18 protein-coding genes are annotated in these 20,120 nt (G+C 67.9%); 12 read left to right on the top strand and 6 right to left on the bottom strand.

The window, feature by feature from the left end; all coding sequences use genetic code 11:
- Positions 1–44: 44 nt before the first annotated feature.
- From ACFVJ5_RS10475 to ACFVJ5_RS10465, 3 genes are read right to left on the bottom strand one after another with little or no spacing between them, the layout of a single operon-like run.
- Complete coding sequence (locus ACFVJ5_RS10475; RefSeq protein WP_379219676.1) at positions 45–1,274, bottom strand: cytochrome P450; 1,230 nt, start codon at positions 1,272–1,274, stop codon at positions 45–47.
- Positions 1,271–1,699 (bottom strand): roadblock/LC7 domain-containing protein, encoded by a 429-nt coding sequence (locus tag ACFVJ5_RS10470; RefSeq protein WP_378630871.1) that lies wholly within the window; start codon positions 1,697–1,699, stop codon positions 1,271–1,273. The genes ACFVJ5_RS10475 and ACFVJ5_RS10470 overlap by 4 nt, the downstream gene beginning before the upstream one ends.
- On the bottom strand, positions 1,699–2,949 hold the full coding sequence (locus tag ACFVJ5_RS10465; protein ID WP_379219675.1) for a sensor histidine kinase: 1,251 nt from the start codon (positions 2,947–2,949) through the stop codon (positions 1,699–1,701). Before ACFVJ5_RS10465 ends, ACFVJ5_RS10470 begins: the two co-directional genes overlap by 1 nt.
- A 428-nt stretch (positions 2,950–3,377) precedes the next feature.
- On the opposite strand from ACFVJ5_RS10465, the gene ACFVJ5_RS10460 reads away from it, so the two are divergent.
- The 10 genes from ACFVJ5_RS10460 to ACFVJ5_RS10415 all read left to right on the top strand — a co-directional run bounded on the left by ACFVJ5_RS10460 (position 3,378) and on the right by ACFVJ5_RS10415 (position 13,696).
- Positions 3,378–3,536 (top strand): hypothetical protein, encoded by a 159-nt coding sequence (locus ACFVJ5_RS10460; protein WP_378630874.1) that lies wholly within the window; start codon positions 3,378–3,380, stop codon positions 3,534–3,536.
- Between the two features lie 162 nt (positions 3,537–3,698).
- Complete coding sequence (locus tag ACFVJ5_RS10455; RefSeq protein WP_379219674.1) at positions 3,699–4,889, top strand: lipid-transfer protein; 1,191 nt, start codon at positions 3,699–3,701, stop codon at positions 4,887–4,889.
- 35 nt (positions 4,890–4,924) lie between these two features.
- Positions 4,925–5,365 carry an SRPBCC family protein gene (locus tag ACFVJ5_RS10450; protein ID WP_379219673.1) on the top strand — a complete coding sequence of 147 codons (441 nt, stop codon included), beginning with the start codon at positions 4,925–4,927 and terminating at the stop codon, positions 5,363–5,365.
- On the top strand, positions 5,362–6,234 hold the full coding sequence (locus ACFVJ5_RS10445) for a MaoC/PaaZ C-terminal domain-containing protein (protein WP_379219672.1): 873 nt from the start codon (positions 5,362–5,364) through the stop codon (positions 6,232–6,234). Before ACFVJ5_RS10450 ends, ACFVJ5_RS10445 begins: the two co-directional genes overlap by 4 nt.
- A 12-nt stretch (positions 6,235–6,246) precedes the next feature.
- Positions 6,247–7,125 (top strand): SDR family oxidoreductase, encoded by an 879-nt coding sequence (locus tag ACFVJ5_RS10440; RefSeq protein WP_378630878.1) that lies wholly within the window; start codon positions 6,247–6,249, stop codon positions 7,123–7,125.
- Between the two features lie 2 nt (positions 7,126–7,127).
- Positions 7,128–9,356 carry an acyl-CoA dehydrogenase gene (locus ACFVJ5_RS10435; protein WP_379219671.1) on the top strand — a complete coding sequence of 743 codons (2,229 nt, stop codon included), beginning with the start codon at positions 7,128–7,130 and terminating at the stop codon, positions 9,354–9,356.
- A gap of 172 nt (positions 9,357–9,528) precedes the next feature.
- On the top strand, positions 9,529–10,212 hold the full coding sequence (locus tag ACFVJ5_RS10430) for a TetR/AcrR family transcriptional regulator (protein WP_379219670.1): 684 nt from the start codon (positions 9,529–9,531) through the stop codon (positions 10,210–10,212).
- An 84-nt stretch (positions 10,213–10,296) separates the two neighbouring features.
- Positions 10,297–11,256, top strand: coding sequence for a diiron oxygenase (locus tag ACFVJ5_RS10425; RefSeq protein WP_379219669.1), 960 nt, complete (start codon positions 10,297–10,299; stop codon positions 11,254–11,256).
- Positions 11,253–12,581 carry a lipase family protein gene (locus ACFVJ5_RS10420; protein WP_379219668.1) on the top strand — a complete coding sequence of 443 codons (1,329 nt, stop codon included), beginning with the start codon at positions 11,253–11,255 and terminating at the stop codon, positions 12,579–12,581. Before ACFVJ5_RS10425 ends, ACFVJ5_RS10420 begins: the two co-directional genes overlap by 4 nt.
- 80 nt (positions 12,582–12,661) lie before the next feature.
- Complete coding sequence (locus tag ACFVJ5_RS10415) at positions 12,662–13,696, top strand: alpha/beta fold hydrolase (protein WP_379219667.1); 1,035 nt, start codon at positions 12,662–12,664, stop codon at positions 13,694–13,696.
- Here the strand turns inward: ACFVJ5_RS10415 and fadD5 are convergent.
- Genes fadD5 through ACFVJ5_RS10400 form a run of 3 tightly spaced genes read right to left on the bottom strand, consistent with a single transcriptional unit; the run spans position 13,686 to position 17,066 of the window.
- Positions 13,686–15,257 (bottom strand): fatty-acid--CoA ligase FadD5, encoded by a 1,572-nt coding sequence (fadD5, locus tag ACFVJ5_RS10410; RefSeq protein WP_379219666.1) that lies wholly within the window; start codon positions 15,255–15,257, stop codon positions 13,686–13,688. The genes ACFVJ5_RS10415 and fadD5 overlap by 11 nt on opposite strands.
- Positions 15,258–15,276: 19 nt before the next feature.
- Positions 15,277–16,083 carry an enoyl-CoA hydratase-related protein gene (locus ACFVJ5_RS10405; RefSeq protein ID WP_379219665.1) on the bottom strand — a complete coding sequence of 269 codons (807 nt, stop codon included), beginning with the start codon at positions 16,081–16,083 and terminating at the stop codon, positions 15,277–15,279.
- A complete protein-coding gene (locus tag ACFVJ5_RS10400; protein ID WP_379219664.1) occupies positions 16,080–17,066 on the bottom strand; it encodes an NAD(P)H-dependent flavin oxidoreductase in 987 nt (328 codons plus the stop codon). The genes ACFVJ5_RS10405 and ACFVJ5_RS10400 overlap by 4 nt, the downstream gene beginning before the upstream one ends.
- Positions 17,067–17,243: 177 nt before the next feature.
- On the opposite strand from ACFVJ5_RS10400, the gene ACFVJ5_RS10395 reads away from it, so the two are divergent.
- Positions 17,244–18,740 (top strand): aldehyde dehydrogenase family protein, encoded by a 1,497-nt coding sequence (locus ACFVJ5_RS10395; protein WP_379219663.1) that lies wholly within the window; start codon positions 17,244–17,246, stop codon positions 18,738–18,740.
- A gap of 36 nt (positions 18,741–18,776) precedes the next feature.
- Positions 18,777–19,922 carry an acyl-CoA dehydrogenase family protein gene (locus ACFVJ5_RS10390; protein WP_379219662.1) on the top strand — a complete coding sequence of 382 codons (1,146 nt, stop codon included), beginning with the start codon at positions 18,777–18,779 and terminating at the stop codon, positions 19,920–19,922.
- The last annotated feature ends 198 nt before the right edge of the window (positions 19,923–20,120 follow it).

Below are 20,120 nucleotides of genomic sequence, written 5' to 3'. Positions count from 1 at the left end.
CCGAACGTGCTCGGCCGACCCGTGCGGTCGGCCGAGCACGGGAATCAGTTGCCGGGCACCACCAGCGGTGCGGTGCTCGGGAACACCACCGGCAGGCCCGCCAGCGCCCGGTGGAACGGCCCCGGCCGCCAGACCAATTCGTCGGCCGGGACCGCGAGCTCGAGTTCCGGCAGCGCGTCGAGGAGCTGGTCGATGGCCTCCTGGGCGATCAGGTAGGCGGGAGACTTCGCCGGGCAGCCGTGCGGGCCGGTGCTCCACGCCAGGTGCGCGCGGTTGTCGAGGAAATCGCCGGTCCCGATCGCGGGATCGTTGTTGCACGCGGCCATGCTGATGACGACCGGCTGATGCGCGGGCAGCCACACATCGTCGACCAGGATCGGCTGCCGCGGATACGTGGTGCAGAAGTTGGCCATCGGCGGGTCGGTGTAGAGCACCTCGTCGAGTGCGTCGCGGGTGGACAGGCTGCCGCCGAGCAAGCTGCCCGCGAATCGCTGATCGGTGAGCATCAGCCGCACCGTGTTGAGAATCAGGTTGAGCATCGGCTCGATCCCCGCGCCGTACATCGTGAGTACCTGGTTCATCAACTCCTCGTCGGTGAGCCGCTGCGGATGCTGCACCAACCGGGTCGTCACGTCGTCGCCGGGTTCGCTCTGCTTGAGCCGCACCAGATCGTAGAGCGCGTCCTCCATCATCTGCGTACCGGTGGCCGCGGTGTCGCCGCCCTCGAACATCTGCGCCATCCCGGTCGCCACCCGCCCGCCGATATCGGCGGGGACACCGAGCATCGCGTTGATGGTGGCGAAGATGACGGGAAAGGCGTACTGGCTCAACAGATCCGCGCTGCCGTCCGCGCAGAAGGAGTTGATCACCGGCATCGCGATCTGCTCGACAGTGCGATGCAGCTGGTACAGGTCGACGCCCGCCAGACCCGCTACGGTGACCTGGCGGTGGCGGGTGTGCTCGGCCCCGGCGGTGCGAATCGCGTTGGGGCGGTAGCGCATCATCGGAAGGATCGGGCAGTCGGCGGGAATGTCGCGCTGCCACATCTTCGGGTCGGCGGGAAAATGGTCGGGATCGTTGAGAATCTGTACCGCGGTGCGGTAGCCGATCACGAGGGTGGCGGGGACCCCGGGCACCAGATCGACCGGTACCAGCGAACCGAAGCGGTGGCGCATCTCGCGGTAGGTGCTCTGCGGGTCGGCGGCGAATTCCGCTGAGTACAGCGGCACCCGATCCTGGCCACTGCGCGAGTCCGGCGAAACATCCAGTGTCACAGCGAGTACTCCTGAGTCGAGGATCGGTGCCTCGGCGACGCACCGAGTTCGTGGCCGACCCTGGCGGCCAGCTCGTTCATGCGATGGGCGATGAGCGCGAGGTCCACATCGCCGGTGGTGGCGACGCCGAGCAGGGTGCCCGCGCCCGCTGCGGTGATCAGGACCATGCCCTCGTCGTATTCGGTCATGTTCTGGCGCACGGTGTTCGCCAGTCCGCCGCAGAACTCGCCGAGCACCTTGCCCAGCGAGCGCAGCCCGCACGCGGCGGCGGCGAAACGCTCCGCGTCGTCGGTGGAGATGGCGCCCGAGTGCGCCACGCGTAGGCCGTCCTCGGATAACAACACCGCGAACCGGACGCCATCGAGAGCCAGGTCGTCCAGCAGCCACGCGAGGCGGTTGGTGCTGTTGGAGATCGGAGTACTCATCAGCTGTCGTGCCCTTTCGTCGAGCGTGCGGCCGCGGCGCGGCCGTGTCTGGAGCCGCTGTGCCAGGCCGCAGCGAGTTCGGGGCGCGCGAGCACCTCGCCGGTGTCGGCGCGCTCGTCGGCCGGAGCCACGGTGCGGCGCGTGCGTTTGGGCAGCCCGCCGGTGGTGCGGTCGAGCTCGGCCATGTCCAGCTCGGGCGCCGACGCGCTGATCTCGGAAACGGGTTGTGGTGGCGCTACCGGTTCCGGTGCCTCGGCATGCTTGGGCCGGTGCACCTCGGCGGCCGTGACGAGCAGTGCCGCGGGAACGAACACCATCGCCCTGGTGCCGCCGTAGATATTGGGTCCGTCGACATAGGCGGCGAAGCCGTAGCGGCGCGCCAGCGCGGCGACACCGGGGAACCCGACCCGCGGTGACGGGCCGAGGGCGTTGATGTCGACGACGCGTTCGCCCGAGAGCACCTGGCGCGCCTCCTCCATCTGCTCGTGGCTCATCCGCACGCCCGCGTCATCGATGATCACGGTGACGCCGTGATGGCCCTGCTGGTAGGAGATGTCGACGAACGACGACGGCGGCGAGTAGCGCAGCGCGTTGTCGAGCAGGGTCGCGACCGTGTGTACCAGCGGCTCGACCGCCCGGCTCATGACCACCAGTTCACAGTGGCCCGTGCGCACGCGCAGATAGTCGCGCACCCGGCCGGTGGCGCCGCCCACGACGTCGCCGACGGTCTGCTGCGGCCAGCGCCTGCCCGGCAGCCCGCCCGAGACGATGACGTAGGCCTGGGCCTGGCGGATCATCTGCTGGACCGTGTGGTCGATCCTGGTGAGCGTCGCGTAGACCTCGTCGTTGCGGTTCTCCCGCAGCGCGTTGCTCACGACCTGGCCCACGTCGGCGCCGAGACTGACCACCGTGGTGCCGAACGCGCGCACGGCGTTGCTGGTGGCGGCGCGGGCGTCGGCGGCGACCTGGGCGCGTGTCGCCTCCTGCGCCGCCTCGATCTGTGCCGAGACGCGCTCCTCGGCGGCCAGGTCGGCGCGTGCCGCCTCGTGCTCTCGCACCCGCAGCTCCTCGGCGTGGGCGAGCGACATCTGCTCCATGGCTGTGTTCTTGGCGTGTAGGTCGCGCTCGGCCGCCGCCAGGCGGGCGCGGATCTGACGTTCGTTGCGCAGGGCCTGCAGCGCGACAGCGACCGCGCCGAGCAGGACCAGTGTTGCGATGGAGAACAAGAAGACCGCGAGCGTCGGAGTCATCGGTTCCTTTGTCGTCTGTACCGACCGAAGAGCCGTGGTGGCCGGGTCCTCGCCGGTCTCTCCGACGAGACTTCTCGCCGCGGCCTGCCCTCACACCGTGTGCGCCGCACCACAATTGGGCACCGCGCGCGTGAGTTCGGTCGAAACCGGACTCGCTGCCCGGCGTTTCGGCGATGCCGGACACGTTAGCAGTGCGAATCGCCGAGTGCACCAAACGGGTTGCTGCAGAACGTGACTCGCATTGTGGTGGAGAGCCGGTGAATTGATACCGGCGGTTTATCCTCGCCGTGTACGGTTGAACAGATACAGGTCAGCCGTGGACCAGCGGCGACCAACGCGTCGTCGCCGCACTCGGCCTCGGGTTCCGGCTCATTCCTTCTCTCGTCTCCCCGCTGCGGCGCCGTCGTTCGATTCGAGGAAGAACCTGCATGACCAGCGATCTCGACGACGACCCGTCCGACGTGCCATCCGCCGACCCCGAGGAAGAAGACCCGACCGTTCATTGGCCCGAACCGAGCCCGCTGCAATCGTGGTGGACCGACATCATGGGCGCGAAGAAACCACGCCGGTTCGGTCAACAGACCTGACCTCGGCAGCATGACCCACCAGGGCCGCACCGTTCTCGGTGCGGCCCTGGTCGTGTTCGGGCTGTATTCGCCGGGGTATTGACCTGGACGCTGTGTCCAACCTAAATTACATGGACACCGTGTCTCAGGTATTCGGGACACACGGCACACGGGAGTGCGTTCATGACACAAAAGGTGTTCGTCGTCGGCGTCGGCATGACGAAGTTCGAGAAGCCCGGGTCGCGGGAGTGGGACTACCCGGACATGGCCCGTGAGGCCGGGACCAAGGCGCTCGCCGATGCCGGAATCGACTACGACCGGGTCCAGCAGGCCTATGTCGGCTATGTGTACGGCGAGTCCACCTCCGGTCAGCGCGCGGTCTACGAGCTGGGGCTGACCGGTATTCCGGTGGTCAACGTGAACAACAACTGTTCGACCGGTTCGACCGCGCTCTACCTGGCGGCGCAAGCGGTGCGCGGTGGGCTCGCCGAGTGCACCCTCGCCTTGGGTTTCGAGAAGATGCAGCCCGGCTCGCTCGGTTCGACCTACGACGACCGCGAGCAGCCGATGATGAAGCACCTGCTGGCGCTGGCCGAGTTGCAGGAGTTCGCGATGCCGCCCGCGCCGTACATGTTCGGCGCCGCGGGCAAGGAGCACATGGAGCTCTACGGCACCACGGCCGAGCAGTTCGCCAAGATCGGCGTGAAGAACCACAAGCACTCGGTGAACAATCCGTACGCGCAGTTCCAGAAGGAATACAGCCTCGAGGAGGTCCTCGAGGCCAAGCAGATCTACGGCCCGCTGACCAAGCTGCAGTGCTCGCCGACCTCGGACGGTTCCGGCGCGGTGATCCTGGCGAGCGAGGACTTCGTCGACCGGCACAACCTGGCCGACCGCGCGGTCGAGATCGTCGGGCAGTCGATGGTCACCGACCTCGCCTCGACCTTCACCAGCCCGACCGCGATCGATCTGGTCGGTTCCTCGATGTCGCGTACTGCCGCCGAAGCCGTGTACGCCGAGGCCGGTTTCGGGCCCGAGGATGTCGACGTCATCGAGCTGCACGACTGCTTCTCCACCAACGAACTGCTGACCTATGAGGCGCTGGGCCTGTGCGCGCCGGGGGAGGGCGGTCGACTCGTCGACGACAACGCCACCACCTACGGCGGCCAGTGGGTCGTCAACCCGTCGGGCGGTCTGATCTCCAAGGGTCACCCCCTCGGCGCGACCGGTCTGGCCCAGTGCAGCGAACTCACCTGGCAGCTGCGGGGCACCGCGGACGCCCGTCAGGTCGCCGACGCGCGAATCGCTCTGCAACACAACATCGGCCTCGGTGGCGCGGTCGTGGTGACCGCCTACCGCCCCGCCAACCGCTGACCTTTTCCCCACCGAATCACACCAGGAGTAACCCCATGGCATCTGTGTCCGTTTCCACCGCACTTCCCGTCGCGCCCGAGCTGGCCTGGGCCCGGCTGAGCGATCTCGCCAACTGGGAGGAATGGCTGACCATTCACCAGGGCTGGCGCGGCGATCTGCCCGCCGAACTCGCCGCGGGCTCGCGCTTCACCGAGGTCGTGTCGGTGATGAACATGGCCAACAAGATCGAGTGGACCGTCGCCGAGGTCGTGCCGAACTCGTTCCTGCGCATCACCGGCGCCGGTATGGCCGGTGTCACCATCGAATTCGCGCTCAAGGTAGACGCCACCGACACCGGCTCCTCGGCGGCGTTCGACGCGAGCTTCAAGGGCGCGATGATCGTCGGCCCGATCGGCAAGGCCGTCGCCAAGCACGCCGAAGCCGACCTGAAGGAGTCGATGGCCAAGTTCACCGAGCTCGTCGGTTCGGCCGCATGACCACCTCGGAATCGGCCGGAGTCGTCTTCGACGGCTCCGCCCTGGGGGAGTGGACCGACGAAGAACGGTTCTCGGTCACCGCCGAACGAATCGCGGAATACGCCGCGGCGACCAACGATCCGGTCCCCGCGCACCTGTCGGGCGAGATCGCGCCGCCGGTGTTCGCGGTGGTGCCGGTGTTCACCTCGATGGCGCCCGCCGCGCTGTCGGTCGCGCCGGTGGAGCTGTTGATGAAGCTGGTCCACGGTGAGCAGGACTTCCTGTTCCATCGGCCGATCCGGGCCGGTGACGAACTGGTGGTGCGGGCCAAGCCGATCGGCTACGTGGGTCGCCCGAACGGCTCCACGGTCGTCATCTACGCCGAAACCCGCGACGCGGCGGGTGAACTCGTCAACGAACAGTGGATGACCGCGTTCTTCCGCAAGGTCGACGCCGGTCCCGGCGAAGGGGACCTCGCGCCCACCCACCGGATCACCGACGACGATCGCGCAGGCGACCCGGCCGCGTCGGTCACCGCCCACATCGACGACGACCAGACCTTCCGCTACTCACCGGCCTCGGGCGACCCGATGCCGATCCACCTCGACGACGAGATCGCCCGCATGGCCGGGCTTCCCGGCATCATCAACCACGGTCTGTGCACCATGGCGTTCACCTCGTGGGCCGCGCTGACCGAACTCGCCGGCGGCGACACCGCGCGCCTGCGCAGGCTGGCCGTGCGTTTCGCCAAGCCCGTGCTGCCCGGCCAGGACATCACCACCACCTTCTGGCCCACCGAATCCGCCGATCCCGATGTGCGGGCCTACGCCTTCGAAACCGAAGCCGCGGGCCAGATCGCCATCACCGACGGTCGCGTCGAAATCAACTAGGAGACAAGACTCATGGGAAAACTCGACGGTCGTGTCGCGGTCATCACCGGCGCCGGTCGTGGCATCGGCCGCGAACACGCGCTGCTGTTCGCCCGCGAAGGCGCCAAGGTCGTGGTCAATGACCTCGGCGGCGCCAACGACGGCACCGGCACCGACGCAGGCCCGGCCCAGCAGGTGGTCGACGAGATCGTCGCCGCCGGCGGTGCCGCGGTCGCCAACACCGACAACATCGCCACCTGGGACGGCGCGAAAGCGCTGGTCGACCAGGCGGTCAGCGAATACGGCACCTTGGACATCGTGGTGAACAACGCGGGCATCCTGCGCGACGCGTTCATCGCGGGCATGGACGAGTCGCAGTGGGATTCGGTCATCGCGGTGCACCTCAAGGGCCACGCCGCCACCCTGCACCACGCCGCCGCGTACTGGAAGGCGCAGTCCAAGGCCGGTACCCCGGTGTCGGCCTCGGTGATCAACACCGCCTCGGCCTCGGGCACGTTCATGCCCAACGCCGGTCAGGGCAACTACGGTGCGGCCAAGGCCGGCATCGCCGCGCTCACGCTGGTCGCCGCCGACGAACTCGAACGCTACGGCGTGCGCGTGAACGCGATCGCCCCGATCGCGCGCACCCGGCTGACCCTGGCCACCCCCGGCATGGGCGCGCTGTTCGCAGCCGAGGTGCCCGAGGGCGAGTTCGACGCGTTCTCCCCGGCCAACATCTCCCCGCTGGTCGCCCACCTCGCCGAGGCCGACTGCGCGATCACCGGCAAGGTGTTCGCCGTGCAGGGCGGGGCGATCGTCGAGCTGGCCGGCTGGCACGACGTGCGCACCGTCGAGACCGACGGACCGTGGACCATCGACGAGGTGGCCGCCCAGCTGAAAGAGACCAACTAGCCATGGCGCGCAACAGTTATGAGCTCGGCGTCGGCGTGAGCGAGGACCACCTGGCCCTCGCCGACGCGGTCGCCGGTTTCGTCGAGCGGACCATTACCGCCGATGTCGTCCGGGCCGCGGTCGAGTCCACCGACGCGGGCAAGGTCCTGCCGTTCTGGGATGCCCTCGTCGCCCAGGATCTGCTCAGCCTGCACATCGCCGAGGATCTCGGTGGTCAGGGCGCCGGGCTGCTGACGCTGGCCGTTGCGCTCGAACCGCTCGGGCGTGGTCTGCACACCGGCCCGTTCGTGCCGACCGTGCTCGCCGCCGCGGTGCTGGCCGCCGCGGAGGGCACACGCGCCGAGGACAATCCGGGCCTGGCTCGGCTCGCCGGGCTGGCCGACGGGTCGCGCACCGGTGCGGTGGCCCTGACCTCGAACCTGACCGGCACGCTCACCGACGGCACGTTGACCGTCAGCGGTACGGCCGACGGTGTGCTGGGGGCAGTGTCGGCCGATGTCGTCATCGCGCCCGTCGCGGTGGCGGGGCAGCAGCGGTGGGTCGTCTTCGAGAACATCGAACTGACGATCAACGCGCAGGACAGCATCGATGTGCTGCGCGGTTCGGCACGGCTGCAGGCGGATTCGGTCGAGGTCGCCTTCGACCGGGTACTCGAGGTGAGTTCGGCGCGCGTGCGCTCGGTGGCCGCGGTGGTGCTCGGCGCCGAAGCGGTCGGCGTGATGTCGTGGTGTGTGTCGACCGCGTCGGAATACGCCAAGACCCGGGTGCAGTTCGGTCGGCCGATCGGTCAGTTCCAGGGCGTCAAGCACAAGTGTGCCCAGATGGGCATCGCGCTGGAGAAGGCGCGTGCCGTGCTGTGGGACGCCGCCTATGCCCTCGATCGTGACGACGGCACCGCCGAGTACGCCGCGGCTGTCGCGGCGCTGATCATCCCCGACGCCGCCGTGCAGGTCGCCCAGGAGTGCATCCAGGTGCACGGCGGTATCGGCTTCACCTGGGAGCACGACGCGCACCTGTACTACCGGCGGGCTCTCGCGCTGCGCGGGCAGCTCGGCGCGCGTGACGAACGAGCCGACGCGGTGGCCGGTTACGCGCTGTCGGGGCTGACCCTGTCGAGCGAGCTGGAACTGCCCGCCGAAGCCGAACAGATCCGGGCGGCGGTCCGGGCCGAGCTGGCCGAGATCGCGGCGATCGACGACGAGGACGACCAGCTCGTCGCGCTCGGCGACGGTGGCTGGAACCTGCCACACCTGCCCCGCCCCTACGGCCGCTCGGCCTCGCCGCTCGAACAGGTGGTGATCGCGCAGGAGATCAAGACCTCCGGTATCCAGATGCCGCAGTTGCTGATGGGCACCTGGGCGGTCGGCGCGCTCGTTCCGCACGGTGACGAACGCCAGAAGCAGGAACTGGTGGTGCCGACACTGCGCGGCGAACTGGTGTGGTGTCAGCTGTTCAGCGAGCCGGGCGCGGGATCGGATCTGGCGAGCCTGACCACCAAGGCCACCAAGGTCGACGGTGGCTGGCGGGTGAGCGGACAGAAGATCTGGACCACGGTCGCGCAGTTCTCGGACTGGGCGATGCTGATCGCGCGCACCAGCCCCGACAAGCCCAAGCACGAGGGCATCACCTACTTCGTGCTCGATATGTCGAGCCCCGGGATCACGGTGCGCCCGCTGCGGGAGATGACCGGATCGGCGCTGTTCAACGAGGTGTTCCTCGATGACGTGTTCGTTCCCGACGAGAACGTGGTCGGCGGGGTCGACGACGGCTGGCACGTGGCCCGTACGACACTGGCCGGTGAGCGGGTGGCGCTGAGCCAGAAGATGGAGGCCTACGCCACCGACACCGACCTGCTGCGCTTCGCGATCGGCCGCGATCTCTCGCCGGTGGCGCGCTACCGGCTCGGCGAACTCATGGCCGAGAGCCGGGCGGTGGACGTGATCAGTTCACGGGTGGTGCTCAAGCAGCTGTCCGGCATCGACGTATCCACCACGTCCAGTGTCGGAAAACTGTTGGGAATGGCGCTGGGACAGGCGATTTCGGAGTACGTCGTCGCCGAACTCGGTGTCGCCGGTGTGGTGTCGGTGCCCGGTGAGCGCAGCGACCACGCGATGGAACAGCTGATCGCGGGTCGTGCCACCACCATCTACGGTGGCACCACCGAGGTCCAGCTCAATGTCATCGGTGAACGGATGCTCGGCCTGCCACGCGACGCCGCGGCACAGGGGTGAGCGCTCCGGGCGTCGGGCCGGTGCCCGACGCCCGGGCGATCGCCGGTGTCCGTGCGCGGCCGGATCGGTGGAATCGCTGGACTACAGTTCGTCGTTGTATTCCGTACAGCGTGGTATTCAGCAGAGCGCCGATCCGGTATCTGCACCGCACGGGCCCGGTGAAGGAGATGATGTGACCGCACAACGCACCGACGGCAGAGCCAGCCGCTGGGACCGCCACCGCGCCGACCGGCGCGAACTCATCCTCGCCGCCGCCCTCGCGGCCGTGCAGTCCCAAGGCGCCTCGGTCGGCGTCCAGGAGATCGCCGATCTCGCCGGCGTCCCACGCTCGGTGCTGTACCGCCTGTTCAAAGACCGCCAAGACCTCGATGAACAACTGCGTACCCGCATCATCGACGACCTGATGGCAGTACTCGCCCCCACCCTCAACCCCGAGGGCACCGTCACCGAGGCGATCGGGCGTTCCGTCGACGCCTACGTGGGCTGGATCGCGACCAACCCGCGTCTGCACTATTTCCTCGGCGCCGGGTCCGGTGCCAGCAAGGATCACAACTCGCCGATCGTGTCCGGGACCAAGATCGCCATCGCGGGTACGGTGCGCGAGGTGTTCGAGAGCGCGCTGCGGGCACAGTCGGCGCCGGTGGCGGTCGCCGAACCGATGTCCTTCGGCCTGGTGAGCTTCGTCGACGGCAGTGTGAACCGGTGGCTGAGCCGGTCGATGCAGCCGATGGACGCCGCGGAACTGTCGTCCTACCTGCAGATCGCCATCTGGGCGATCATCGACGCCAGTCTGCGCGAGGTCGGCGTCACGCTCGATCCGCGTACGTCGATCGCCGAACTGACGGCGCAAAATTAGATGTAACACGCAGTAGCGTCAACCCTTGTGTGGTACCGCTGGTACCACTAAACTGGGGAGTGGAACCGCACCGAGGAGACACCGATGACGCTGTCCAGCTACCACGAGGTCCTGCAGAGCCTGTCCGAAGGCTCGGTGACCAAACACTTCGATCCCTATGTCGACATCGACTGGGACTCGCCCGAGTTCGCCGTGCACTCCGACGACCCGCGCTGGATCCTGCCCGACGTGGACCCGCTCGGCCGTCACCCCTGGTACAAAGCGCAGCCTGTCGAGAAGCAGATCGCGATGGGATTGTGGCGCCAAGCCTGCATCGCGAAGGTCGGCATCGACTTCGAACAGCTGCTCATCCGTGGACTCATGCAGTATCTGCCGTCGGTACCCAACGGTGATCCGGAATTCCGCTACATCACGCACGAGGCTGCCGAAGAGTGCAACCACACGATGATGTTCCAGGAGATGATCAATCGGATCGGCTATCGCGATGTGATCGGCATGGGCTCGGTCGATCGCAAGCTCACGGTGATCATCTGGCCCGCGGTGAAGTTCTTCCCCGGATTCTTCTTCGCCCTGGTGCTCGGTGGCGAGGAACCGATCGATCACCTGCAGAAGGCGTTGCTGCGCAGCGGTACCGATCCACATCCGATGGTGCACCGGGTGATGGAGATCCATGTGGCCGAGGAGGCCCGGCACATCTCGTTCGCGCACGAATATCTTCGGATCAACGTGCCCACGATGAACTTCGTGTCGAAAACCGTCCTGTCCGTGGCCTTCCCGATCATCATGCGGGTGATGCTGGCGATGATCGCGACACCGCCGAAGGAGTTCGCCGAGAAGTTCGCGATTCCGGGCGAGGTGATGCGAGACGCGTACTGGCGCAACGCCCACTCGCGCCACATCAAGCGGGATGTGTTCACCGATGTCCGCGCGCTCGCGACCGATATCGGCCTGATGAATCCTGTCGCCAAGCGCGTGTGGCAGCTGCTCGGCATCGACGGACCGGTCTCGCGCTACCGCAGCGAGCCCGCGCGCAGGACCGCATGAGGACCGAGAGCTGGTCCGCGCCCACGACAGCCGTGCTCCCGGACAAGGATCCGTTCTTCGTGCCGAGGCCCGGGTTCGAGACCCTTGCCGAGGGCACGATCCTGCGTTCGAGGCCGGTCGAGCTCGCCGCGTTCGGTGTGATCGGCATGAAGGTGCGGGCCTGGCAGCTGCTGTATCGCACGACCGATCTCAACGGCTTGCCCGAGGCGTCGGTCACCACGGTGGTGACGCCGATGGGCGGTGTCGCGCCCGGCGCGCCGCTGCTGTCGTTCCAGTGCGCGATCGACGCCATCTCGCCGCGGTCTTTTCCGTCCTACGTGTTGCGGCGCGGCTCGCGCGCCGTCGGCACCTTCGTGCACGTCGAACTGCTGTGCTTCGCCGATGCGCTGGCCAGGGGCTGGGCGATCTCGATTCCGGATCACGAAGGCATGCTCGGCGCGTGGGGAGCGCCGCGTGAACCGGGCTACCGCGCACTCGACGGCATCCGCGCGGCACTGGCCTTCGAGCCCGGCGGGCTCGACCCGTCGGCGCAGGTCGGGCTGTGGGGGTACTCGGGCGGCGGGCTGGCCACGGCATGGGCCGCGGAGATGGCGCCGACCTACGCGCCGGAGCTCGACATCGCCGGTGCCGTGCTCGGCTCCCCGGTAGGCGACCTGGTCTCGACCTTCCATCGACTCAACGGCGGCCTGCACGCGGGCCTGCCGACCCTTGTCGTCGCCGCGCTGCGCCGGGTGTATCCGGCGTTCGAAGAACTCGTCGCCACCCATTTCAGCGACGAGGGTCGCGCGGTGCTCGACAAGGCCGCCCAGTCGACGACCGCCGCCGCGGTGCTGCGGTTGGCCCGCTACAACGTCGACCGGCACAGCGGCACCCCGATCGCCGAGCTGCTCGCCATGGAGGCGATGCTGGCCGTCTTCGCCGATCTCACGCTGGGGGACCGGGCGCCCGCGGTGCCGCTGCTGGTGGTGCAAGCCGTGCACGACCAGATCATCGCGGTGGCCGATATCGACGCGCTGGTGCGGCGCTACCGCGAGCAGGGCGCGCACGTGACCTATCTGCGCGATCGGGCGAGCGAGCACCTCTCGCTGCTGCCGCTGTCGACACCGCTGAGCCTGAACTGGCTCGACGACCGATTCGCGGGTGTGGCGGAGACGCCGTCGCAGACCCGGACGGTGCGCAGCGTGCTCGCGCTCCCCGCGGGCCGTCGGGGGTTCGGCGCCCTGGTGCGGGTCGTGCTGCGGGTCCTCTTCGGGCGACCCATCACGGCCTCGACGGCCGGTCACGGCGGGCCACGCACGGCGAGCAAGGCTCGTCGCGCAGCCTGAAGCAACAACTTACTCGCTGGTAAGATATCGAAATGTGGGTCTGCCGGTAGGCAGTGACTGGTGAGGTAAGGGGTTTACCGATGGGGATCGTTGCCGATCTGCCGCGCGCGGTGCGCAATGTGTGGTCGGTGTCGCTCGGCGGTGGACTCGAGTCCTACCGCCCCGCACCGTCGACGACGGTGTACGACGGCGCACACCGGCACCTGAAGCGCTACGACCGCACCACGCGGGCGACGGGCAATCCGGTGCTGCTGGTGCCGCCGCTCGCGGTGACCACCGCCTGCTTCGACCTGCGGCCGGGTCAGAGTCTGGTGCGCTTTCTGCTCGACCAGGGCAGACAGCCCTACGTCATCGACTACGGCGAATTCGGTTATGCCGACCGAGATCTCGGCCTCGAGGACTGGACCGACGACATCCTGCCCGAGGCGATCGCGCGGGTCAGCGAGGAACACGACGGCCGTGGCGTCGACATCATCGGCTGGTCGCTGGGCGGCGTGCTCGCGCTGCTCACCGCGGCTTCGCACGCCGACCTGCCGATCGCCTCCATCACCTGCCTGGCCGCACCGATCGACCAGGCCCGTACCGCGTTCCTGATCCCGCTACGCCTGGTCGCCAAGGTCACCGGTGGTCGCGAGATGGCGGTGGCGACCAAAGTGATGGGCGGCATCCCCCAGGAATTCGTGCGGTTGGGTTTCCGGATCCAGGCTTTCGACCGCGAGCTGGCCAAGCCGATGTTCCTGGCCCGCAACGCCTTCGACACCGAAGCGCTGGCCAGGATGGAGGCCACCGACCGGTTCATGGCCACCATGCCCGGCTACCCGGGCCGCTCGTACTGGCAGATCTACCGCAGCCTGGTGCTGCGCAACGAACTCGCCGGCGGGTCGATCCGACTGCGGTCGGATCTGGTGATCGAACTGTCGAAGGTCACCTGCCGGGTGTTGCTGGCGGGCAGCCCCAGCGATGTGGTGGTGCCCGCCGCCTCGGTGCGCCGCGGCCTCGATGTCCTGCCCAACGCCGCCGAGGTGGAGTTCGTGGAGGTCAGCGGCGGACACCTCGGACTGGTTTCCGCCGCCGACACCACCTGGCCCGCGATCGAGGAGTTCCTCAGCCGCTGACCACGGCCCCCGCCGTCCCGTGCGCGGCGCGCAACTCGTGCTTGATCACCTTGCCGCCCGCGTTGCGCGGCAGGGCTTCGACGACGACGAGCGCCTTGGGGTGCTTGTAGCGGGCCAGGTGCGCGTCCAGATGCGCGGCGAGATCGGCCAGGCTGATCTCGTCACCGTCCTCGACGGCGACGACCGCGACGGGCACCTCACCCCAGCGGTCGTCGGCCCGGCCGATCACCGCCGCTTCGCGGATCCGGGGATGGGCGAACAGCACGTTCTCGACCTCGGCGCAGTAGATGTTCTCGCCGCCGGAGATGATCATGTCCTTCTTGCGGTCCACCACATAGACGAAGCCCTCCTCGTCGCGGCGCACCAGATCACCGGAGTGGAACCAGCCGCCCGCGAAGGCGTCGGCGGTCGCGCGCGGATTGTTCCAGTACTCGCGCATCAGAGTCGGTCCGCGATAGACGATTTCGCCGATCTCACCCGGAGCGACGTCGTTCATCTCGTCGTCGACGATGCGGGTGGCGATGGTGGGGATCGGCTTGCCGACGGAGCCGAGCTTGCGGATCGCGTCCTCGCCGTCGAGCACACAGGTGATCGGCGACATCTCCGTCTGGCCGAACACGGCCACATTGAGCGCGTTCGGGAAGGTCTCGGCCATCGCGTGCAGCACCGTATCCGAGGCGGGCGCGGCGCCCCAGCTGATCACCCGCAACCGCAGATCACGCTGTGCCACGGTGGGATCGGCGCAGACGAGCTGCCACTGGGCGGGCACGAGGAACACCGAGGTGGCGCGTTCGCGTTCCCAGGCGTCGAGTACCTCGGTGACGTCGAAAGCCTTGAGCGGGTGGATCACCGTCAGCGCGCCGAGCACGAAACAGGAGGCGACACTGCCCAATCCGGCGATATGGAACAGCGGCGACGCACAGAAGGCGATGTCGTCGGGACCGTAGTGCATGGCCCGGATACAGGTGAGGGCCTGGGAGTTCATATTGAGGTGGGTGAGCACCGCGCCCTTGGGGTTTCCGGTCGTGCCGGAGGTGTACATGATCAGGGCGGCGCTGTCCTCGGGGATATCGCGAGGCTCGTGCGGGGTGCCTTCCTCGGCGACCAGATCCTCGTAACCGAGCACGCCGTCGCCGGTCGGGAGGCCGACCACGATGCGGGTGGTCAAGGCGTCGGTCAGCGACGACACGGCACCGACCAGCGGTGCGAGCACGACATCGGTGATGATCACCGTCGCACCGCTGTCGCCGACCTGGTACGCGATCTCGGGTGGGGTCAACCGGAAGTTGACCGGGACAGCGATCGCGCCGAGCGTGTTGATCGCGAAGACCGACTCGATGTACTCGGTGTTGTTGAGCATCAAGATCATCACGCGGTCGCCGTCGCCGACGCCACGCCGGGCGAGCGCGTCGGCGAGGCGAGTGACTCGCCAGTGCAGCTCGCCCCAGCTGGTGGTCTTGCCGAGATAGCGAAGGGCGGGCCCGTCGGGGCTGGTGGTGGCGTGGATCGCGATCTGGTTCATCCAGTGATTGCGACGCGAGCGCAGGGGTTCTGTGGTCATTTCGGCTCCTGGGAGAGGGCTAGGCCGGGTTGGCGATCGGATGGACGGCGCCGTCGAAGTTCGGTGCGCGGCGGGTCAGCATCGCGGTCATTCCTTCGAGGAAATCGGCGGAGGTGAGCAGTTCGACCTGACCGGTCTTCTCCCTGGCCAGCGCGTCGTCGAGGAGGGTGAGGGTCGCGGCGTTGACGGCCGCCTTGGTCAGTTGCAGCGCACGCCGTGGGCCTGCCGCGAGCTGGGCGGCCACGGCGTCGACCTGGGCGGCGAGTTCGTCGGCGGGCAGACTGCGGGTGATCAGGCCGGCCGCCGCGGCCTCGGCGGCGGGCAGGCGCGCGCCGAGCAGTGCCAGTTCGGCGGCCCGCGCCCGGCCCATGGCGGCGGCGACGACCGCGGTCGCGCCGCCGTCGGGCATGAGGCCGATGGAGGTGAACGGCAGCAGCAGATACGCGGAGTCGGCGGCGTAGATGAGGTCGGCGGCCAGTGCGAACGAGGCGCCGACGCCGGCGGCCGGGCCGTTGACCTGCGCGATCACCGGCAGGGCGGAGTCGACGATGGCGCGCACCACGGTGTTGGCGCGATCCATCACCACCTCCGGTGACGCCTCGTTGCCGCCCGCCGCGGCCGCGGCGGCCAGGTCGGCGCCGGTACAGAACGCCTTGCCCGCGCCGGTCAGCACGATCACCCGGACTTCCGGCCGAGTCTCGGCCGCGATGATGGTCTCGCCCAGTTCGCTCATCGTCTCGAGGTCGATCGCGTTCATCCGCGCTTGACGATCGATGGTGATCCGCAGGATTCCGTGTTCTTCGTGGATCAGCAGGCTCTCGCTCATCGGGCCACCGCCTCGACGATCGAGCCGGCCAGCCGATTCGCGATCAATGCCTCGGCTTCGCGCACCATCGTCTCGATCAACTGCGCGCAGGTGGGGATGTCGTGGATCAGGCCCTGGCACTGACCGACGCTCCAGATGCCGGCGTCCAGATCGCCCTCCTCGTAGACTTTGCGGCCACGAGCGCCCGCCACGAGTTCGCGCACATCCTCGAAGCTGCCGCCGCCACGCTCGATCTCGACCACTTGCCGGCTGACGGCATTGTCGGCGACGCGGGCCGTATTGTTCAGCGTCCGGAAGATCAGCTTGGTGTCGAGCTCGGTATTGGCGACGATCTGTTCCTTCACGGCGTGCGCGATCGGGGACTCGGCCGTACACAGGAACCGGGTGCCCATGTTCACCCCGTCGGCGCCCAGTGCCATCGCCGCGACCAAGCCGCGCGCGTCCGCGATGCCACCGGAGGCGAGCATCGGGATCTCGAGCTCGCGGGCCGCGGCGGGAATGAGTACCAACCCGGGTGTGTCGTTCTCCCCGGGGTGGCCGGCGCATTCGAATCCATCGATGCTCACCGCGTCGACGCCGACCTGCTGGGCCTTGAGCGCGTGTTTGACGCTGGTGCACTTGTGCAGCACCTTGATGCCGGCGTCCTTGAGGAAGGGCAGGTGGGTGGCCGGATTACCGCCCGCGATCTCCACGATCGGCACGCCGCTGTCGATGATCGCTTGGCGGTACTCCGCGTACGGCGGCGGGGTGATCGACGGCAGGATCGTCAGGTTCACGCCGAACGGCTTGTCGGTGAGGTCCCTGGTGCGCGCGATCTCCTCCCGCAAGGCCTGCGGGGTGGGCTGGGTGAGACCGGTGATGATGCCGAGGCCGCCCGCCTCCGAGACCGCGGCGGCGAGCTCGGCCCTGCCTACCCACATCATTCCACCCTGCACGATCGGGTGTTCGACACCGAAGGCCTCGGTGAATCGGGTGCGCAACATCGCGCCCTCCGTCCGGTTTCGACGTTCTCACCCGCTGGCGTGGAACCCAGTGGCTCTTTGCAACCGGAGAGAATCGTGATTAACTTAGCGAGAATTGGGATTAACTTAACGGCCGCTGAGGTGGACTGTCAACAGTGTGCGCAAGTCCGCGTCGTGCTACTCGAAGGATGGTCGAAGATGACCGAAACGCCCACTACCGCACCTGTTTCTGCGACAATGCTGACCACTGTCGACGCCGTGTCCGGCGAACCGGTCGGCAGCTGGCCGATCGACGATGCCGCCGCAGTCGCCACTGCCGTCGAGCGGGCCCGCTCGGCCGGTCTGCTCTGGCGTGAACTCGGATTCACCGAGCGGAAACGGGCATTACGGCGGTGGGCCGCGCAGATCATCAACAATGTCGACGAGTTCTGCGCGCTGATCAGTACCGAGAACGGCAAGCCCGCCGACGATGCCTATCTCGAGGTCGTCACCGCCGTCGAACACTTGAACTGGGCGGCCGAGAACGCGCAGAAGGTCTTGAAGCCGAAGACCGTGTGGCCGGGGCTGATGATGGCCAATGTCGAGGCGGTGATCGAACAGCGCCCGCACGGGGTGGTCGGGGTGATCGGCCCGTGGAACTACCCGGTCTACACGCCCAACGGGTCCATCGCCTACGCGCTGGCCGCGGGCAACACCGTGGTGTTCAAGCCGAGCGAGCTCACCACCGGGATCGGGCACTGGTTCGTCGACGCGTTCGCGAAGGCCAATCCCGCGCTACCCCTCGGCATTCTGAGTGTCGTCACCGGTCCCGGCGAGACCGGCCGCGCGCTGGTGGAGTCCGGTGTCGACATGATCGCGTTCACCGGCTCGACCGCCACCGGCAAACGGATCATGGCGGCCGCGGCGCAACGGCTCACCCCCGTGGTGCTGGAATGCGGCGGCAAGGACGCGGCGATCGTGGCCGAGGACGCCGATCTCGCGGCGGCCGCCGACGCGATCGTGTGGTCGGCGATGGCCAATTCCGGCCAGACCTGTGTCGGCACGGAACGCTGCTATGTGGTCGACTCCGTGCTCGACGATTTCTTGGCCGAGGTCACCGCGCGGGTTCGTGAACTCACGCCGGGGCGCTCCTACGGTCCGATGACACTGCCCAGCCAGATCGATGTGGTCGCCGAGCATGTCGACGACGCGCTCGCGCAGGGCGCGACCGCCGTCTTCGGCGGGGCCGACTCGATCAGGGCGCCGTTCGTGAGCCCGATCGTGCTGCTCGACGTCCCCGAGGATTCGACCGCGGTGCGGGAGGAGACCTTCGGGCCGACGCTGACCGTGCGCGGAGTCCGCGATGTCGAGGAGGCGATCCGGTTGTCCAACGCCTCGCGCTACGGACTGGCCTCGTCGGTGTTCTCCCGCAAGCGCGGCATGGAAATCGCTCGCGCGCTGCGGGCAGGCGCCACGTCGGTGAACAGCCCGGCCTCCTACGCGGCCATTCCCGCGCTGCCGTTCGGCGGAGTGGGGGAGTCCGGCGTCGGCCGGATCCACGGCGCCGCGGGACTGCTCGGGTTCACCCGCCCGCATTCGATCGCACGCCAGCGCTTCGCGATTCCCGGCATGGCGCTGCAGTCGTTCGCCCGCACGCAATCGACCATGTCGATGGTTCGCAAGATCACCGCCCGCCGTTTCGGGCGCGCCAAGTAATCATCCATCACTACGAAAGACGAGGAACACAAGAGCATGGGCGTTGAATTCAGCTCCGAACACAAGGATTTCGCGGCGGCTGTCGCCGCGTTCGCCAAGCGTGAAGCGGGCACCCGCGAACAGCGTGACGCGCTCACCGCCAACGACACCGAACAGCACAATCCGGGTGTCTACGCGAAAATGGCCGAGCTCGGCTGGCTCGGGCTGACGGTGCCGGAGGAATACGGCGGGTCCGCGGCCACGATGGTCGACATGTGCATCCTGCTGGAGGAATCACTGCGCGGCATGCTGCCGATCGGGGCGATCGGGCCGACCTTGATCACCGGTGGGGCCTACGCCAAATTCGGTACCGAAGAACAGAAGGACACCGTGCTGCGCGGCATCGTTCGCGGTGCGTCCCAATCGATTTCGATGTCGGAGCCCGAGGCGGGCTCGGATGTGGGCAACCTGTCGACCAAGGCGGTCAAGACCGCCGACGGCTGGCTGATCAACGGCCAGAAGACGTGGTGTTCCAACGCCCACATCTCCGAGAACATCCTGCTCGTTGCCCGCACCTCGAAAGACGGCGGAAAACACGAGGGGCTCACCATGTTCCACGTCCCCGCGGGCACCCCAGGGCTCCAGATCACCCCGATCGAGCTGATGGGCAACCAGCGCGAAACCAACGATCTCTACTTCACCGATTGCGTGCTCCCCGAGGACGCGGTGGTCGGTGAGGAAGGCAACGGCTGGCGCCAGCTGATGACCGGCCTGAATTTCGAACGCCTCATCCTTGCCGCGATGAGTCTGGGCGCCGCCGAACGCGCCTTCGACGACACCATCCAATTCGTCACTCAGCGCAAGCAATTCGGCCGCCCGGTCGGCACCTTCCAGTCCTTGCGTCACCGCCTGGCCGACCTCGCCACCGAGATCGAATGCACGAAACTGCTGGTGTACAGCGTGGCGCGCGAGGCCGATGCCAATCCGAACAAGATCCTGGCCAGGGAAGCGTCGATGGCCAAGCTCAAGGCCACCGAGGTCAGCAAGCGGGTGGCGCTGGAGGGCATGCAGATGATGGGCGGCTACGGCTACGCCCGCGAATTCGACATGGAAAAGCACGTTCGAGGCGCCCTGGTCTCCACCATCTTCGGCGGCACCAGCGAGATCCAGCGCGACATCATCGGTCGAACCCTGGGCCTCTGACGGCCGCGGGCACGGGCGGTCGCTCGGTGTGCGAGTTTCCACACCGAGCGGCCGCGGGAGCCGTCCGTGCCCGTAGTTTTTCCGCCGGTTGACCAAACCGCGGGCACGAGCAGTCCGAACCTCTCTTCATGCCTCACGTCCGTCGTGGGGTGACCCGCACTGTCTCGATCAGTGCATCCGGTAGACGAGAGGTTCCCG

The sequence above is a fragment of the Nocardia sp. NPDC127606 genome (assembly GCF_042671725.1).
GTDB lineage: Bacteria > Actinomycetota > Actinomycetes > Mycobacteriales > Mycobacteriaceae > Nocardia.
The sequence above is the reverse complement of the archived record's forward strand: the minus strand, read 5'-3'. Positions and strand labels throughout refer to the sequence as shown.